This is a genomic window from Labilithrix sp., from assembly GCA_019637155.1.
Classification (GTDB): domain Bacteria; phylum Myxococcota_A; class Polyangia; order Polyangiales; family Polyangiaceae; genus Labilithrix.
This window is the reverse complement of record JAHBWE010000034.1, coordinates 59,451-74,912: the sequence shown is the minus strand read 5'-3', so window position 1 is coordinate 74,912 and position 15,462 is coordinate 59,451. Positions and strand designations below refer to the sequence as shown.

Below are 15,462 nucleotides of genomic sequence, written 5' to 3'. Positions count from 1 at the left end.
AGCGCGCTTCCGAACGGGTGGAGCGCGACGCCGCCGGCGCGAAAGAGCGGCGGGCACCTGTCGCGCGCGGCGTTGCTTGCGCTCGGAACGGCCGCGACCGCGGCGGGCACGACGCTGGCGTGCGCGGACTGCGGTGGCACCGGTGACGTCTACGGGATGCCGCCGGTCCAGAATCCACCCGCCGTCGTCGACGCCGGCGAGGGCGACTGATGTGTCGCGAGGTTCTTCTGTCTCTCGTGCTCGTGTCGGCGTGCACGTCGGCGGACAACGCGCCATCGCAGCCTGACGGCGGTAGCGTCGCGTCCTCGACGAGCTCGAGCGGGACGGTCGCGAGCTCGTCCTCGGGTGATCCTGCCGGCGTCGTCGACTCCGGCGCGGACGTGGTGCGGCCGAGCGGAGCGCCGGTCGAGACCAACCCGCCGAACGCGCCGTCGCAGACGCCCGCGTTCCCGGGACAGACGCGCGCGCCCGGCCACGCGACGAACGTCGCCTTCGACGTGCGCGTCGTCGCGAGCGGGCTCGGTGTCCCGTGGGCCGTCGCCTTCTTGCCGGACGGCGCGAAGCTCGTCACCTCACGTGCGGGACAGATGCGTATCGTCTCCGCAAGTGGCGAAGTCTCCTCGCCGCTCGCCGGCGTGCCGGCGGTCGCCGCGAACGGGCAGGGCGGCCTCCTCGACGTCGTCGTCGATCCCGCCTTCGCGCAGACGTCGCTCGTCTACTTCACGTATTCGGAGCCTCGCACCGGCGGCAGCGGCACCGCGGTCGCGCGCGCGCGGCTCGCCGGAGGAAGCCTCGCCGACGTGCAGGTGATCTGGCGCATGCCCGAGACGCGGAACAGCTCGCAACACTTCGGCGCGCGGCTCGTCTTCGCGCGCGACGGCTCCCTCTTCGTCGCGACGGGCGAGCGTGCCGTCGGTGACGGCTCCGGCAACGCGCGCGACCTCGCGAGCTCGTACGGGAAGGTGATCCGCGTCCGCCCCGACGGAGCGATCCCGGAGGACAACCCGCTCGTCGGTCGCGCGGGCGCGCTCCCGGAGGTCTTCGCGGCGGGCCTTCGCAACCCGCAGGCCGCGGCGCTGAACCCGTGGACCGGCGAGCTCTGGACGGTGGAGCACGGCCCTCGCGGCGGAGACGAGGTGAACGTCATCCGCGCCGGCAAGGACTACGGCTGGCCGACCGTCACGTACGGCATCAACTACAACGGCTCGCCGGTCGGCGAAGGCGTCACGTCGAGGGCCGGGATCGAACAGCCCCTCTACTACTGGGACCCCGTCATCGCTCCGGCGGGCGCCGCCTTCTACGACGCAGAGGCGTTCCCCGCGTGGCGCGGGAGTCTGTTCATCGGGTCCCTCGCGCAGCGGCACCTCGTACGCCTCACGCTGGAGGGAGAGCGCATCATCGGTGAGGAGCGCCTCCTCGTCGAACGCGCGGGCCGCGTTCGCGACGTGCGCGTCGGCCCGACGGGGACGATCTTCGTCACCGACGAGTCCGCCGGCGAGCTCCTCGAGCTCGTGCCGCGCTGACGATCCCGTCGCCGCCGTTAGCCGTGCACGTCCTCCGGCGGCGTTTCGAGCCGCGGAAACGAGCGCCACAGCGGCGCGGACGCAGCGGTGAGCCGCGCGCGTGGGAGCGAGAGTCGCCGGAGGTGCGGCGCGAACGTCGCGCGCGCGACGTGCGCGAACGCGGCGTCGTCGACGTCGGCGTCGAGCACCAGCTCTTCGAGCGCTTCGAGCGCGAGGTCGACGCCGGTGATCGGACCGACGCAGCGCAACGCGAGGCGCCGCAGGTTCACGAGTGAAGGCGCGGCGAAGACCGCGGCGACGTCGGGCTCGTCGAGCGGATCGTCGATCACGAGCTCGCTCAGCCGTCGCGCCCCGGGCTGCGCGAGGAACGAGGCGAGGGTCTCGTCGTGGAGGCGCGGCTGTCCGAAGCCGATCGCGACGCGATGCACGGTGGGGAGGCGCTGGAGGAGCGAGGACATGACGTCGCGCCCGAGCCGATGCCCCGGCAGCGCGACGCGCTCGAGCGACGGGAGCTGCGCGAGGCTCGTCACCGCCGCCGCGGTGGCTCGATGCCCGACCTCCACCGCGCGGAGCCCCCGCAGCGTCGGGACGTCCGCGATCATCGCCGCGAAGTCGTCGCCCCAGCCGTGCTCCCAGCTCGCGACGCCGGCGATCTCGCGGAGGGCGCCGGGCGCGAACGAGCCGAATGCGGCCGCGAGCCGGCGCGCAGCACCGGCGCGGGCGGCCTCCTCGTTCGGTGCGCCGTCGAGCGCGACGGGGAGGAGCTCGATCGTGCGCAGCAGCGGCATGCGCGCGCGGAGGCCGGCCGCGTCGTTCATCAACACGTCGGCGCGGACGCTCGCGCGCTCGACGAAGCCGCGGGCGAAGTCGGGGACGACGTGCTCGCCGAGCCCGTGCGGCCGGCTCCAGCGCACGCGGTTCATCGTGAGCAACATGCGCTCGCGCGCGACGAGGCGACGTCGCTCGTCGGGCGCGAGGTCGCGCCGCGCGAGGCGGCATTGAAGGATCACGAGCTCGCCACGCTCGCCGCCCTCGCGATCGGCCCACACGAGCCGCGGCGCGTCGTCGTCGGGATCGGCGACGATCGCATCGAGCAGCGGATCGCCCGTGCTCACGCGAGGACGCGCAAGAGCGCCGCCGCCGCGTGGAGGCTCGGCGCTGCGTCGGGGGTGGCGCGCGGCACCTCGACGACGTGCTTCGCGAGGCCGAGGCGGACGATCTCCTCGGCGTTGGTGCCGGTCGAGGCGTCGGGCGCGGCGGGGGCGGAGAGCGCGACGACGGGGAGCGGCACCTTCGACGCGCGGACCACCGCGCCGACGTCGTGGAGGACGCCGAGGCGATCGGGCGCGACGAGGAGCATCGTCGCGGAGAGCGCGAGCGCGACGTCGTGGTTGGTCTCGCGATCGGAGATCGGGCTGAAGAGCCCGCCCGCGCTCTCGACGAAGAGCGGGGTCGACGCCCGCTCCGCGATCGCGCGCGCGCGCGTCGCGATCGCGGCGGCCGCGATCGTGACCCCGGCCTCGCGCGCGGCGAGGTGGGGCGAGACCGGCGGCGCGAACGCGTAGAGCGGCGGCTCGATCGCGCCGATCCGCGCGGCGTCGTCGCTCGGCCCCGTCACGACCGGCTTCCACGCGCGCGCGGGCGCGGCGGCGGCGACGAGCGTCGCGGTCACGTGTGTCTTCCCGACGTCGGTCCCCGTCCCCACGACGAACACGAGCATGTCGACGAGCGATGATACGCCGTCTCCGGCACCGAAGGATCGCACGCGCGGCCCCGACGTGCTTCGATGGGGATCGATGCGTCTCGACGGGAGGCTCGTGGCGATGATCGTGCTCGGCGCATGCGTCGTGGTGGCGTGCAACGCCATCGTCGGCGTCGAGGACGTGCGGCTGCGCGCGGATCGGTCGGCGCGCGACGACGGCGGGTCGAGCAGCGGGGGCGAGGACGACGATGACGACGACGACGGCACGCCGCTCGAGGACGCGGGCCCGACCGCGCCCCCGGTCCCGCTCCTCGCGCTCGGGTCGAACCACACCTGCGCGCTCATGCCGGACGGGACGGTGCGTTGCTGGGGCGCCGCGCGTCTCGGTCAGCTCGGCGACGGCGCCGACCTCGACGCGGGGACCAATCCGCCGGACTCGCCGCGACCGAAGGTCGTCCCCGGCATCGACGACGCGGTCTCGATCGCGGCGGGCGCGAACCACACCTGCGTCGTGCGCCGCGACGGCCGGCTCACGTGCTGGGGCTTCAACTACAGCGGGCAGCTCGGCATCCCGAGCTACCGCGCGTCGTCGACGCCGTTCGACGTGCCGAACGTCGGCGGCGTCGTCGCGGTCGCGGGCGGGACCACCGCGACGTGCGTGGTCCTGACGGACAAGACCGCGTCGTGCTGGGGCGGCAACGACTACGGCCAGCTCGGCGACGGCACGAAGACGAGCTCGCCCTCGCCGGTGAAGGTGAAGGACCTGAGCGGCGTCACCGCGATCGCGATCGGGAGCCTCCACGCCTGCGCGATCGTGGACCCGGGCGACGTGTACTGCTGGGGCGAGAACTCGCGCGGGCAGCTCGGCAACGGGACGACGACGGCGAGCCTGGTCCCGCAGAAGGTCGGCGGCGCGACGGAGGCGGTGGAGATCGCGACCGCGGCGAGCTTCACCTGCGCGCGCCAGCGCAGCGGCCGCGTGCTCTGCTGGGGCACGAACGACGCCGGTCAGCTCGGCAACGGCGTCACGAGCACGACGCCGAACCCGTCGCCGATCCTCGTCGCGTCGCTCGTGGACGCGACCCAGATCAGCACCGGCCTCCAGCACGCGTGCGCGGTGCGCGCGACGGGTGAGATCGGCTGCTGGGGCGAAGGCGCGTACGGACAGCTCGGCTCCGGACGCGACGCCGGCTCGCCGGTGCTCGATCCCGTCGCCTCGATGAAGGACGCGAGGTTCGTCGGGGGCGGCGGGTTCCGGAGCTGCGCCGTCCGCGACGGCGGGCAGGCGATGTGCTGGGGCAACAACGTCTCCGGCGAGCTCGGCGACGGAACGACGACGCGGAGCCACCTCCCCGTCGCGGTGGTGGACTTCCCCTGAGACGTACGACGTCGACGTCACCGCTCGGCGGCGAGCGCGGCGCGCAAGCACGACTCCGTCGTCTCCTCCGAGGTCGGCGAGCGCCGGACGCGACCGCACCGGATCGCGAGGACGAGGCACCGATCGAGCGCCGCGCTCGACGCGCCGGCGGAGGCGCACGCTTCCTGCGCCGACTCCTCGTCCTCCTGGACCCGACGGCCGGCCGCGCTCGCGCCGTAGTATGCGCCCGCGAGACCGGCCGTGAGGATGATGAACGGGACGAGGCGCGCCGTCCGCGTGAGCGTCCCGCGCGCGGCACTCCTTCGCGCGCGGAGGTAGGCGCGGATGCAGACGAGGAAGAGGAGCGCGAAGAGGACCGCGCTCACCACCGTCATCGCGTCGACGTGCGTTCGGATCGGCACCGGCGCGCGCGAGAGCTGCTCGCGGACGACGTACCCGCAGAAGAACGTGGTGACGAACGAGCACGCGGCGAGCCCGAGCGCGACGACGCCCGCCGCCTGCACGGTATCGACGGGCGCGAGCGCGTCGGTCTCTTCCTCGCCGGCCATGCCCCAGCGTCTCGGCGTAAGCCGCCGCCGTCAACGGAGACGTGAGCGACGATCCGCCGTAGAACGTGGTGCATGCTCGCTCTCGTGCTCGATCCCGATCCGCGCATCGTCCGCGATCACCCCGCGCCCGTGCTCGCGCCGGGCTCGAGCGAGGCCGTCGTCCGCGTCGTGCGCGCGGGCGTCTGCGACACCGATCTCCAGCTCGCGCGCGGCTACATGGGCTTCACTGGCGTGCCGGGGCACGAGATGGTCGGCGTGGTGGAGGCGTGCGCCGACGCGACGTGGATCGGCAAGCGCGTCGTCGCGGACATCAACGCGGGCTGCGGGACGTGCGCCGAGTGCGTCGCGCGCGGCGGCCATCACTGCAGGGCGCGCACCGTGCTCGGCATCGTCGGGCGCGCCGGCGCGTTCGCGGAGAAGCTCGCGATCCCGGTGTCGTGTCTCGTCGAGGTCCCGCCCGACGTCTCGGACGACGCGGCCGTCTTCGCCGAGCCGCTCGCCGCCGCGCTCCACGTCCTCGACGATCTCGAGGGCCGCGCCCCGCACCGCGCGATCGTCCTCGGCGACGGCAAGCTCGGTCTGCTCATCGCGCGCGCGCTCGCGGGCGCGGGTGTGAAGACGGCGATCGTGGGGCGCCACGCGAAGAAGCTCGCGCTCGCGACCGGCGCGGAGACGTTCCTCGAGGCCGACGTCCCGCCGTCGCTCGCCGGGGCCGATCTCGTCGTCGAGGCGACCGGCAGCGAAGCGGGCCTCGCGCGCGCGCTCGAGCTCGTCGCGCCGCGCGGCACCGTCGTCTTGAAGACGACAGTCGCGGCGAAGCTCACGGTCGATCTCGCGCCGGTCGTCATCCACGAGGTGCGCGTCGTCGGCTCGCGCTGCGGCGACATGAAGCGCGCGGTCGACGCGCTCGCCCGCGGCGCCGTCGATCCGCTGCCGCTCGTCGAGGCGCGCTACCCCCTCGCCCGCGCGGACGAAGCGCTCGCGCACGCGGGACGGCGCGGGACGCTGAAGGTCCTCATCGACGTCTGAGGACGGATGGGCGCCCCGTACTCGGCGTCGAGGATCGCTGGGGCAGAACGCGACACGTGCGCAAGCAGCGCTCACCGTTCGACGAGGTCGGCGACGCCCCACCCAGCTCCGCGGCACGGATGGCGACGTGTGGCGTGGAGCTTGCTCCCGGACGTGCGGCAGTCCGAACTTTCATCGACTGGGGTGACCTATCTCCATGGCTCAATACGTTCAACCCGCATTCCCTGAATATAGACAAATTATCGAATCTTTGATGCGCGCGGACGCGCTGCTCGAGGGACACCGCAGGATCCTGGAGCTCATGTCGAAGCGGGCGTCTCTGTTCAACGTCCTGCACGAGCTGGTCTCTTTCCTCGAGGGTCAATACGACGAGCTCTCGTGCTCCATCCTGATCGTCGATCAGGAGACGCAGACCTTCAAGGTCGGGGTCAAGGCGTGCGACACCAAGAATTTCTCCCTCGAGTCGTCCGGAGTCAGCATTCTCCCGCCGTACGTCGGCCCTTGCTGCATGGCCTCCCACCTGGGCGAGCGCGTGGTCTCCGAGCACATCGCCACCGACTCACGCTGGCAGGAGCCCTGGAGAGCGTGGGCCATCGACAACGGGCTCCGGTCCTGCCGCTCCCAGCCGATCATCTCCTCGACAGGGACGGTGCTCGGCGCGTTCGCGATGTACCACAAGGAGGCCAACGACCCCGCGGCGGACAAGCTCTATCAGCTGCAGCTCGCGACGCTCATCGCGGGCATCGCCATCGAGCGGAAGCTGATCGAGGCCGAAGAGCTCGAACGAATCGAGCAGCAGCGAAGGCTGAACGAGGACCTGTCCCACGCGCTGGATCTGAGGGACGAGTTCTTGTCCCTCGCGTCGCACGAGCTCCGGAACCCTCTGAACACGCTTCAGCTCCAGAACCACGTCTTCCAGAAGCAGCTGGACTCCGGTGACATGCTGACCGAGGAGCAGGTTCGGAGGATGCTGACGGTCAGCCGAGCCCAGTTGAACCGGCTCGTCCGCTACGTCGAGACCATGCTGGACGCCTCGCGTTTCCAGCCGGGCAAGATCGTGCTGAAGCGCGAACACGTCGACCTCGCGAGGCTGATCGCGGACAACTGCGAGGGCCTCCGTCCGCAGCTCGATCGCGCGCAATGCCGCCTCCACCTCTGCCTGACCGACGCGGTGATGGGGACGTGGGATCCCTTCAGGATCGGTCAGGTCGTCACGAACCTGGTCGACAACGCGATCAAGTACGCTCCGCGCAGCACCATCACCGTGACGATGAACGATCTCGCCGAGCGCGTTCGGTTCTCGGTGCGCGACTCCGGGACGGGGATCGATCCTGCCCACAAGGACAAAATCTTCGAGCGCTACGAGAGAGCCTCGCATGCGGGAGGAGGCACGCCCGGTCTTGGGCTGGGTCTCTACATCGTGAAGGAGATCGTCCACGCCCACCACGGCACGATCGAGGTCGCGAGCGCTCGTCCGGGCGCCGAGTTCATCGTGGATCTCCCCAAGGTCGCTTGACGATTGGCCGCGAACGCGTGAGGGTCTTCCTCGCTTGAAGACGCACGCTCCTCTCTTCCTCCTCGTCCTCTCCGTCGCCGGGTGCGACAAGCTCAAGGCGGTCGCCGGCGGCTCGGCGGAGGGGGGCGTCGTCGCGCCGCCGTCGATCGTCGGCGAGCTCTTCGCGCCCGACTTCCAGGGCGAGGTCACGATGAAGATGACCTCGGCGACGAAGCCGGGCGCGGGGCCGTCGAACATGGTCGTCGGGATCAAGAAGCCCAAGTACCGCATCGACATGACGACGCCCCAGAGCGCGTCGGCCGGCTCGCTCATCCTCGACCTGCCGACGAAGAAGGGCTGGGTCCTGATGCATCAGCCGAAGATGGCGATGGAGCTCGACCTCGACAAAGCGAAGAGCATGAAGGGCTTGCCCGGTATGCCCAAGACGGTGTCGCCCGCGCCGAGCTCGCCACCGAAGGTCGAGAAGACCGGCAGAAAAGAGACGATCGCGGGTTACTCCTGCGAGGTCTGGAACGTCACGAGCGACGGCAAGCGCTCCGAGCTCTGCATGGCGGAGGGCCTCTCGTGGATCGACATGAGCGACGTCGGCATGGCAGGCCCGGAGGTGGCGTTCACCGCCGTCGCGAGCGAGGCCAATCGCTTCCCGCTCCGCGTCATCGCCTTCGACGCGAAGGGCGCGGAGGAGATGCGGATGGAGGCGCAGAAGATCGAGAAGAAGCCGCTCCCCGACACGTCGTTCGTCCCACCGGCCGACTACACGCGCGTCGCGATGGGCGGCCTGCCCGCGATCCCCGGCCTCCCGACCGCCCTCCCGACCGCCGTGCCGCCGCGTCCGCGGTGACGGATGCGCGGGATCGAGGGCTGGTTCTCGGAGGACGAAGGACGCTGGTACGCGCGGTTCGCGCGCGCGCTCCGTGGTGGCGTCTTCGTCGAGGTCGGCTCGTGGAAGGGGCGGAGCACGTCGTTCATCGGCAAGGTCTGCAACGCGAACGGGACGCGCCTCGTGTGCGTCGATCACTGGCGCGGCTCGAACGACGTCCTCGCGCCGCGCTACGAGGCGGCGCTCTCGGTCGAGGACGTCGAGCAGACGTTCCGCGCGAACATGCGCGCGCTCGGGATCGAGGTCGAGGTCCTCGCGAAGCCGTCCCTCGACGCCGCGCGCGACCTCGGGCCGTCGTCGGTCGATCGCGTCTTCCTCGACGGCAGCCACGACGGCGCGAGCGTCGCCGCCGACCTCGCCGCGTGGAGCGCGTGCTTGAAGGCCGGCGGCGTCCTCGCCGGCCACGACTACGCGCCGAAATACGACGGCCTCCGCGCGGCGGTCGACGCGTTCGCGGACGCGCGCGGCCTCGTCGTGAAGCGCGGCCCGCGCGACATCTGGTGGCTCGCGCCGCCGTGACCTCCCGAAGAAGCCGCCCGCGGGAGCGTTCTCGCTGTGCGTGACCCAGACCCGCGCGTCGCTCCCGAGCACGAGCTGGTTCGCGGCGGGCGTGCTTCGTCAGCGCGTCGCGGACGTTCGCGGAGAGCCCGCCGAGCCGGGCCTCGCGCGTCGGTACATCGCATCAGCATACGAGTCAGCCGTGGAACGCGTCATCGGCGATCGCGCGGAAGCCGGGGTACAGCTTCGCGAACGTGCCGAGGATCTCGGAGAACGGCAGGTCGTGATGGAGCCCGCGGTCGGCGACGTACTCCATGTACCGGTTGCCCGCGCGATCGTACGGCTGGAACAGCGCGTCGGAGGGAGCGCTCGGATCGAAGTCGAGCGTCGCGACGCCGAACCGCTCGCACAGCGCGGAGTTGAAGGCGGGCGTCAGCTTGTACGGCGCGCCGTCGACCCACACCTCGACGAAGCCGTGGTACGCGAAGAGGTCGGAGCCGAGCGTCGCGATCAGCTTCGGCGACGACAGGTGGTTCTTCACGTCCGCGAACCCGAGCCGCGCGGGCAAGCCGCTCGCCCGCGCCGCCGCCGCGAAGAGCACCGCCTTCGGGATGCAATAAGCACGCTCCTTCTTCAGGACGTTGCTCGCCATCATGTCGCGCGGGTCGAACGACAGCGTGTACGGGTCGTAGCGAATGCGCTCCCGCACCGCGCGGAAGAGCCGCGCCGTCTTCTCCGCGTCCGACGCCGCGTCGCCGACCGCCGCGCGCGCGAACGCGACGACGTCGGGGTGGTCGGAGTCGACGTAGACGCCGGGCTCGAGGAGCGATGGGTCGGGCGCGCTCATTTCTGGTCGCGCGGATCCCACCCCGTCGCGTGGCCTTCGTCGAGCGAGTCGAGGCGGCGCATCGCGCTGTCGGGGAGCTCGAAGTCGAAGATGCCGGCGTTCTCGGCGATGCGCGCCTCGTGCGTCGACTTCGGCAGCACGACGAGGCGATGTTGCACCGCCCAGCGCAGGATCACCTGCGCCGGCGTGCGGGAGACCTCCTTCGCGATCGCGACGAGGGTGGGATCGCCGAGCCGCCGTCCGCGCGTGAGCGGGCTGTACGCCTCCACGACGATGCGATGCTCGTCGCAGAGCGCGCGCGTCTCGCGGTGCTGGAGGAACGGGTGGAGCTCGATCTGGTTCACGGTCGGGAGCTCCTTCGCGGTGCCGAAGAGCTCCTTCATGTGCGGGACGAGGTAGTTCGACACGCCGATGTGCCGCGCGAGCCCGTCGGCCTTGAGCTTCTCGAGCGCGCGCCACGAGTCCGCGCGCTTCCCGCTCACCGGCCAGTGGATCAAGTAGAGGTCGACGTACTCGAGGCGCAGCCGCTTCAAGCTCGCGTCGAAGGCGCGCAGCGCGGCGTCGTAGCCGTGGTCGTCGTTCCAGAGCTTGGTCGTGACGAAGACCTCGCCCCGCGCGATCCCGCTCGCGCGGATCCCTTCGCCGACGTCCTCCTCGTTGCCGTAGATGCGGGCGGTGTCGACGTGGCGATAGCCGAGCCGCAGCGCGGTCGCGACCGCCTCGCGCGTCGTCGCCCCGCGCGCGGCTTGCCAGACGCCGAGCCCCACGACGGGGATCGTCCCGCCGTCGTGGAGGGGAAGGGTCGCGGTCGTCACATTGGTCGTGCTCATGTTCCGGTCCTCGGGGCTTCGATGCACCGACCCAGCAACGCATCTCGCGCCGCGGGCCGTCCGCGGTCACTTCGCGCTGAGGAGTGCGGCCTTGTCGCGTACGATCCCTGCGGCTTTTCCCTGCTCGAGGAGCGTCTTCATGTCGGCGAGCACGTAGGCGAAGCCCTCCGCCGTCTCGAGACGTTCCTTCTCCGCGCCGGGCATGTTCGTCTGCTCCACCGTCACGACCGTGCCGCCGACGCCGGCGACGTTGCGCGGGTCGAACGTCCACACGATCGTGCTCCCGTCGCTGCTGCGCACCGCGAGCCGGCGCGCGGGCTCGAACGTGGTGACCTCCACCTCGTCCGTCGCGCCCGGCACGAGGAACTCCCAGCGCACGCGCGCCCCGGCGGCGAGCGGCGCGCTGGCGGAGGAGAGCCAGAACGCCGTCAGCCGCTGGGGCACGACGAAGCAGTCGAAGGCGGCTTGCGCCGAAGCGCGCACGAAGGTCTCTACCCGGATACCGTCGGTCATGCGCCGAGGAGAGCGCAGTCCGTCGCCGAGCGGTAGAGGCGTCCGTCCGCAGCGCCGTTATTGACCGAGGAACGACGTGAGCGCAGCGCCGTTGCCGCTCGCGCCGACGGCGGGGATCGTGAGGAACGAATCGGTCGCGTTGCCGTCGCCGCGGTTGGTGACGGAGGACTCGTTCCCCGGGTGTCCGTCGGGGACGAAGAGCTCGGGGTGATCGAACGGCGCGCGCTCGTATTTCACGCGATCGTCGGTGAGCGCGCGCATGAACGCGACGAGCGCCTCCTTCTCGCTCTCGGTGAGGTTCGGCGTGTTGAGCGGCGAGATGGGCCCTTCGCGTCCGGTGATGGGCTGGAAGTCGCCGCCGCGGCTGTAGAACTCGATGACCTGCCGCAGCGAGACCTGCCCGCCGTTGTGGAAGTACGGGCCGGTGAGGGCGACGTTGCGGAGGCCCGGCGCCTTGAACGATCCGTCGACGCCGATGACGTCGTCCGGTCCGATCGGCGGCACGAGCGTGGGATCGTCGAGCTCCCCCAGCACCGCGAGGCGAGAATTGGCGAGCGGCTTGCCGGTGACGGAGTCCGTGTTCCCGAGGCCGAGGTCCTCGAAGGTGGGGCGGACGCCGATGTTGTTGAAGCCGCGATCGAGGATGTTCCCCTCGCGGCGCCGGAGCGGGAGGCTCGTCGCCTTCGCGACGGAGGCGTCCGTCATCTCGGCGCCGCCGTGGCAGTTGATGCAGCGGACGCGGACGGTGTCGGAGAAGAGCACGACTCCTTCTTTCTCCTGCTCCGTGAGCGCGTTCTCGTCGCCGTCGCGGAACTTGTCGAACGGCGAATCGTCGGCGACGAGGGTGGCCTCGTAGAGCTGAATCGCGATTCCGAAGAAGAGCGAGAAATTGTACTCCATTTGCGTGTAGTCGTTCGCGCCGAACAGCACGCCGAGGATCCCGCCGAGACCGGGGTTCTTGATCGTCCGCGACCCGTTCGACTCGATGCGGACGTACTGATTGCCATTCCACCATTCCGGCTTGAAGGCCGCTTTGATCATGGCCTCGTAGTCCGTCGATAGTCCCTTGTTCGGCCAGCGGCTGAGGCCGCCGAGCACGCTGTCGTTGGGATGGACGCGCTGTTTGTCGAGCGGCCGCAGCCCGCCGCCGACGAGCTTCTTGCCAGTGGCGCGGAGCAGCTTGAGGCCGAGCGCCGGCGATAGTGCCTTATCGAGGATCGAGCCGACGAAGTTGTCGCCGATCTCCTGGAAGGTCTGCCCGTCGGCGGTCATTTCGAAGGAGCTGAGCGGCGGCCCGACCGCCTGCGACGCGAGGCTCGAGTTGGGCAGGCTCACCGTGGTCTTGACGAGGTTGCCGTTCGAAGCGCGCTTGTAGACGAAGGCGTTCGGGTCGCGTGCTCCCCAGATGTTCACGCCGTTGAACTCGGGCTGCGCGCGCCCGTCCCAGAACTGCCGGTGATTGAACACGGCATTGATGACGGTCGGCGTATTGCGCGGCTCGACGCGGCGCACGTTGACGTTCCCGACGCGGAACCCGTCCGCGTCGGGGGTGGTGACGACGAGGTCGATCGGGAGACCGGGGATGAGGGCTTGGAATTTCTGGCTGAAGACGCCCTGCGACGCGGCGACGTCGTTGGTGTCGAACAGCACGGTGGAGTTGCGATTGTCGGGGTCCGACAGCTTGTGGAACGGGAAGTCGCTCACGACGAAGCGGTGGTTCGGCGCGGGCGTCTGGAACGTGATCTCGGGGTTCGAGCTCCCGTCGGTGTGGGCCTTGAGCAGGCCGGGGCTGAGCTGGTTCTTCGTGCGGACGTCGGCGCCGGCGTGGAAGTGGCACGTCGCGCAGGCGGTGACGCCGTCGCTGCCGACCTGCATCTCCCAGAAGAGCGCCTTGCCGAGCCGTATCGCGGCGGCCTCGTTGGCGACGAAGTCCCCGAGGTTCGACGGCTGCGGCACGGGCACCGTCTTCAGGGAAGGTGGGGCGTTCTCGGGGACGACGACCTTCTGTTTCACGATCCCGATCGTCGGGGGTCGAGCAACGTCATCACCGGTACCACAATGGATCGTGGCGAGAGCCACAGCAGCGAGCGCGCAACCGAGCAAGTACGGTCGCGACCTCTGTCGAGTCGTCGATGGCATCCGAGAGCCTCCGCGTGGGATTGGCCAAGAGCGGCGCGCCGACCTCAGCGAACCCCGAGCCACCCACGGTCGAGATAGATGCATCCATCGCCGCACCCCCTACCAACGCGAGATCGCAAGCCGATTCACGAACGCGGCACCCTGTCTGATGGACCCACCCAGCAATTGCAGGTCGTTCCCCGCGATGGGAAGAGCCCGCATGCCCCAGCGATGTACGCTCCCGGAACGATCGGTCGATGTCGAGCTCGAGACGCATTTCGCTCGTGGTGATGATCGTGGTTGCGATGGCGCACCACCATTCGACGGCGTCAACGGACCTCGGACGAGTGACGTGTCTCCTCTTCGCCGTGGTGGACGAAGACGAAGCCTCCGACCGCGAGCTGCGCGGCGCCGCCGTGCACGGCTCGAGCCTCCGAAGTCGCGGTGGCACGCTCGCCCAGCACCGCGACCGCTGGCTCGAGCTGCTTCGACCACTCCTCGCGCGCGGCGGCGCCTATCGCTGACGGTGACTGCACTCGCACTCGCACTCGCACTCGCACTCGCGAGAGCGCTGCGTGAGCGGCGTCATGTCGTCGTCGTCGCGCTCGCGATCGTGGCGCTGCACCTCGCCTTCGCGACGCGCTACGGCTGGTTCCGCGACGAGCTGTACTACGTCGCGTGCGGGCGCCGGCTCGCGCTCGGGTACGTCGATCACCCGCCGCTCGTCGCGCTCGTCGCGCGCGCCGGCATGGCGCTCGGCGGCGGCTCGCTCGTCGGGCTGCGCCTGTTCGCGGCCCTCGCCGCGGCCGGCACCATCGTGCTCGCGGCCGAGCTCGCGCGTACGTTCGGCGGGCGCCGCGTCGCCGAGCTCGTCGCCGCGCTCGCGACCGCGCTGGCGCCGTACGATCTCGTCGTCGGGCACGTGTACACGATGAACGCGTTCGAGCCGCTCTTCTGGGGCGGCATCGCGCTCGTCGTCGCGCGAGCGCTGCGTGACGACGACGCGCGCGGTCTCGTCTGGCTCGGCCCGCTCGTCGGTCTCGGCGTCCTCGGCAAACACTCGGCGTCGTGGCCGGCCGTCGCGCTGGCGATCGGCGTCGCGCTCTCGCCGTCGCGTCGCCTCCTCACGCGCCGAGAGCCGTGGATCGCGGCCGCCGTCGCGATCGTCCTCGTCGCGCCGCACGTCGCGTGGCAGGTGCAGCACGACTTCCCGACGCGCGAGTTCGCGCGGGCTGCGCTCTCGGGCAAGAACGAGCCGTACGGCGCCGCCGGTCTCGCCGCCCAGCTTCTCCAGCTGTTCCATCCCTTGTCCGCGCCGCTCTGGATCGCCGGCCTCGTCTCGCTGTTCCGGAGCCGCGTGTTCCGTCCGATCGGCGTCGCCCTCGTCCTCCTCGTCGTGCTCGTCTTCGCGACGCAGGCGAAGGTCTATTACCTCGGCCCCGCGTGGCCGTGGCTCTTCGCCGCCGGCGGCGTCGCGCTCGAGCGCTCGCTCGGCGCCGGCTCCACGTCGCGACGCCGGCTCGCCGTCGCGTACGGCGTGCTCGCCGCGGCGACGGCGCTCGTCCTCGTGCCGGCGGCGATCCCGGTGCTGCCGGTCCCCGCGTTCCAGCGCTACGCGCGTGCGCTCGGCGTCCTCGGCGAGCAGCGGACCGGCGAGAAGATGCGCCCCGCGAGCCTGCCCCAGCTCTACGCGGACATGCACGGCTGGCCGGAGCTCGCCGCGACCGCGCGCGGCGTCGTCGCGGCGCTGAGCGACGAGGAGCGTCGCGACGCCGTCCTGCTCGCCTCGAACTACGGCGAAGCGAGCGCGCTCGAGCATTTCGACGCAGGCCTACCGGTCGGCTCGGGCGACAACGGCTGGTGGCTCTGGGGCCCGCCGCGCGCGCGCGCCTCCGTCGTCGTCTGGGTCGGCCATCCCACCGACGCGCTGCGCGAGCTCTGCCCCACGCTGGAAGAAGCCACGCGCGCCGATCACGAGCTCGCGCGTGCCGACGAGCGCGACCTGCCGCTCTACGTCTGCCGCGCGCCGCGCGTATCGCTCACCGAGGCGTGGCCGCGCATGAAGCACTATCGCTGACGC

General features: G+C 71.1%; 16 protein-coding genes. 9 read left to right on the top strand and 7 right to left on the bottom strand.

Annotated elements, in window-relative coordinates:
- Together KF837_43800 and KF837_43795 are read left to right on the top strand one after the other, a co-directional pair.
- Positions 1 to 210, top strand: a 210-nt coding sequence (locus tag KF837_43800) for a hypothetical protein (GenBank protein ID MBX3234298.1), incomplete at its 5' end; no start/stop codon positions are given.
- Positions 210 to 1,523 (top strand): PQQ-dependent sugar dehydrogenase, encoded by a 1,314-nt coding sequence (locus KF837_43795; GenBank protein ID MBX3234297.1) that lies wholly within the window; start codon positions 210 to 212, stop codon positions 1,521 to 1,523. The genes KF837_43800 and KF837_43795, both read left to right, overlap by 1 nt.
- 17 nt (positions 1,524 to 1,540) lie before the next feature.
- On the opposite strand, the gene KF837_43790 is transcribed toward KF837_43795, so the two are convergent.
- Together KF837_43790 and KF837_43785 are read right to left on the bottom strand one after the other, a co-directional pair.
- Entirely contained in the window at positions 1,541 to 2,638 is a 1,098-nt protein-coding gene (locus KF837_43790) for a TIGR02996 domain-containing protein (GenBank protein ID MBX3234296.1), read from the bottom strand.
- Positions 2,635 to 3,243: an AAA family ATPase gene (locus KF837_43785; protein MBX3234295.1), complete on the bottom strand. Its 609-nt coding sequence runs from the start codon at positions 3,241 to 3,243 to the stop codon at positions 2,635 to 2,637. The genes KF837_43790 and KF837_43785 overlap by 4 nt, the downstream gene beginning before the upstream one ends.
- A gap of 76 nt (positions 3,244 to 3,319) precedes the next feature.
- On the opposite strand from KF837_43785, the gene KF837_43780 reads away from it, so the two are divergent.
- Entirely contained in the window at positions 3,320 to 4,603 is a 1,284-nt protein-coding gene (locus tag KF837_43780) for a hypothetical protein (GenBank protein ID MBX3234294.1), read from the top strand.
- Between the two features lie 17 nt (positions 4,604 to 4,620).
- Here KF837_43780 and KF837_43775 read toward each other — a convergent pair whose 3' ends face one another.
- A complete protein-coding gene (locus KF837_43775) occupies positions 4,621 to 5,151 on the bottom strand; it encodes a hypothetical protein (protein MBX3234293.1) in 531 nt (176 codons plus the stop codon).
- Positions 5,152 to 5,223: 72 nt separating this feature from the next.
- On the opposite strand from KF837_43775, the gene KF837_43770 reads away from it, so the two are divergent.
- The 4 genes from KF837_43770 (at position 5,224) to KF837_43755 (ending at position 9,095) form a co-directional block, all read left to right on the top strand.
- A complete protein-coding gene (locus KF837_43770) occupies positions 5,224 to 6,180 on the top strand; it encodes an alcohol dehydrogenase catalytic domain-containing protein (GenBank protein MBX3234292.1) in 957 nt (318 codons plus the stop codon).
- A 196-nt stretch (positions 6,181 to 6,376) separates the two neighbouring features.
- Positions 6,377 to 7,696 (top strand): GAF domain-containing sensor histidine kinase, encoded by a 1,320-nt coding sequence (locus tag KF837_43765; protein ID MBX3234291.1) that lies wholly within the window; start codon positions 6,377 to 6,379, stop codon positions 7,694 to 7,696.
- A gap of 34 nt (positions 7,697 to 7,730) precedes the next feature.
- Positions 7,731 to 8,537: a DUF4412 domain-containing protein gene (locus KF837_43760; protein ID MBX3234290.1), complete on the top strand. Its 807-nt coding sequence runs from the start codon at positions 7,731 to 7,733 to the stop codon at positions 8,535 to 8,537.
- A 3-nt stretch (positions 8,538 to 8,540) separates the two neighbouring features.
- Entirely contained in the window at positions 8,541 to 9,095 is a 555-nt protein-coding gene (locus KF837_43755; protein ID MBX3234289.1) for a class I SAM-dependent methyltransferase, read from the top strand.
- A 175-nt stretch (positions 9,096 to 9,270) separates the two neighbouring features.
- Here the strand turns inward: KF837_43755 and KF837_43750 are convergent, their stop codons facing one another.
- The 4 genes from KF837_43750 to KF837_43735 form a co-directional block, all read right to left on the bottom strand.
- On the bottom strand, positions 9,271 to 9,921 hold the full coding sequence (locus KF837_43750) for a transglutaminase family protein (GenBank protein ID MBX3234288.1): 651 nt from the start codon (positions 9,919 to 9,921) through the stop codon (positions 9,271 to 9,273).
- Positions 9,918 to 10,751: an aldo/keto reductase gene (locus KF837_43745; GenBank protein MBX3234287.1), complete on the bottom strand. Its 834-nt coding sequence runs from the start codon at positions 10,749 to 10,751 to the stop codon at positions 9,918 to 9,920. Before KF837_43745 ends, KF837_43750 begins: the two co-directional genes overlap by 4 nt.
- Positions 10,752 to 10,817: 66 nt before the next feature.
- Positions 10,818 to 11,264: an SRPBCC domain-containing protein gene (locus KF837_43740; protein ID MBX3234286.1), complete on the bottom strand. Its 447-nt coding sequence runs from the start codon at positions 11,262 to 11,264 to the stop codon at positions 10,818 to 10,820.
- 57 nt (positions 11,265 to 11,321) lie between these two features.
- A complete protein-coding gene (locus KF837_43735; GenBank protein ID MBX3234285.1) occupies positions 11,322 to 13,277 on the bottom strand; it encodes a cytochrome-c peroxidase in 1,956 nt (651 codons plus the stop codon).
- A gap of 452 nt (positions 13,278 to 13,729) precedes the next feature.
- Here KF837_43735 and KF837_43730 point away from each other — a divergent pair, with 452 nt between their 5' ends.
- Together KF837_43730 and KF837_43725 are read left to right on the top strand one after the other, a co-directional pair.
- Positions 13,730 to 13,906: a hypothetical protein gene (locus tag KF837_43730; GenBank protein ID MBX3234284.1), complete on the top strand. Its 177-nt coding sequence runs from the start codon at positions 13,730 to 13,732 to the stop codon at positions 13,904 to 13,906.
- Between the two features lie 89 nt (positions 13,907 to 13,995).
- Positions 13,996 to 15,459, top strand: coding sequence for a glycosyltransferase family 39 protein (locus KF837_43725; protein MBX3234283.1), 1,464 nt, complete (start codon positions 13,996 to 13,998; stop codon positions 15,457 to 15,459).
- Positions 15,460 to 15,462: the final 3 nt, after the last annotated feature.

Coding starts and splice junctions, on each gene's coding strand:
- KF837_43775 (MBX3234293.1), bottom strand. CDS start 5,151: ATGGCCGGCGAGGAAGAGACCGACGCGCTCGCGCCCGTCGATACCGTG.
- KF837_43740 (MBX3234286.1), bottom strand. CDS start 11,264: ATGACCGACGGTATCCGGGTAGAGACCTTCGTGCGCGCTTCGGCGCAA.
- KF837_43785 (MBX3234295.1), bottom strand. CDS start 3,243: ATGCTCGTGTTCGTCGTGGGGACGGGGACCGACGTCGGGAAGACACAC.
- KF837_43770 (MBX3234292.1), top strand. CDS start 5,224: ATGCTCGCTCTCGTGCTCGATCCCGATCCGCGCATCGTCCGCGATCAC.
- KF837_43745 (MBX3234287.1), bottom strand. CDS start 10,751: ATGAGCACGACCAATGTGACGACCGCGACCCTTCCCCTCCACGACGGC.
- KF837_43755 (MBX3234289.1), top strand. CDS start 8,541: ATGCGCGGGATCGAGGGCTGGTTCTCGGAGGACGAAGGACGCTGGTAC.
- KF837_43765 (MBX3234291.1), top strand. CDS start 6,377: ATGGCTCAATACGTTCAACCCGCATTCCCTGAATATAGACAAATTATC.
- KF837_43795 (MBX3234297.1), top strand. CDS start 210: ATGTGTCGCGAGGTTCTTCTGTCTCTCGTGCTCGTGTCGGCGTGCACG.
- KF837_43780 (MBX3234294.1), top strand. CDS start 3,320: ATGCGTCTCGACGGGAGGCTCGTGGCGATGATCGTGCTCGGCGCATGC.
- KF837_43750 (MBX3234288.1), bottom strand. CDS start 9,921: ATGAGCGCGCCCGACCCATCGCTCCTCGAGCCCGGCGTCTACGTCGAC.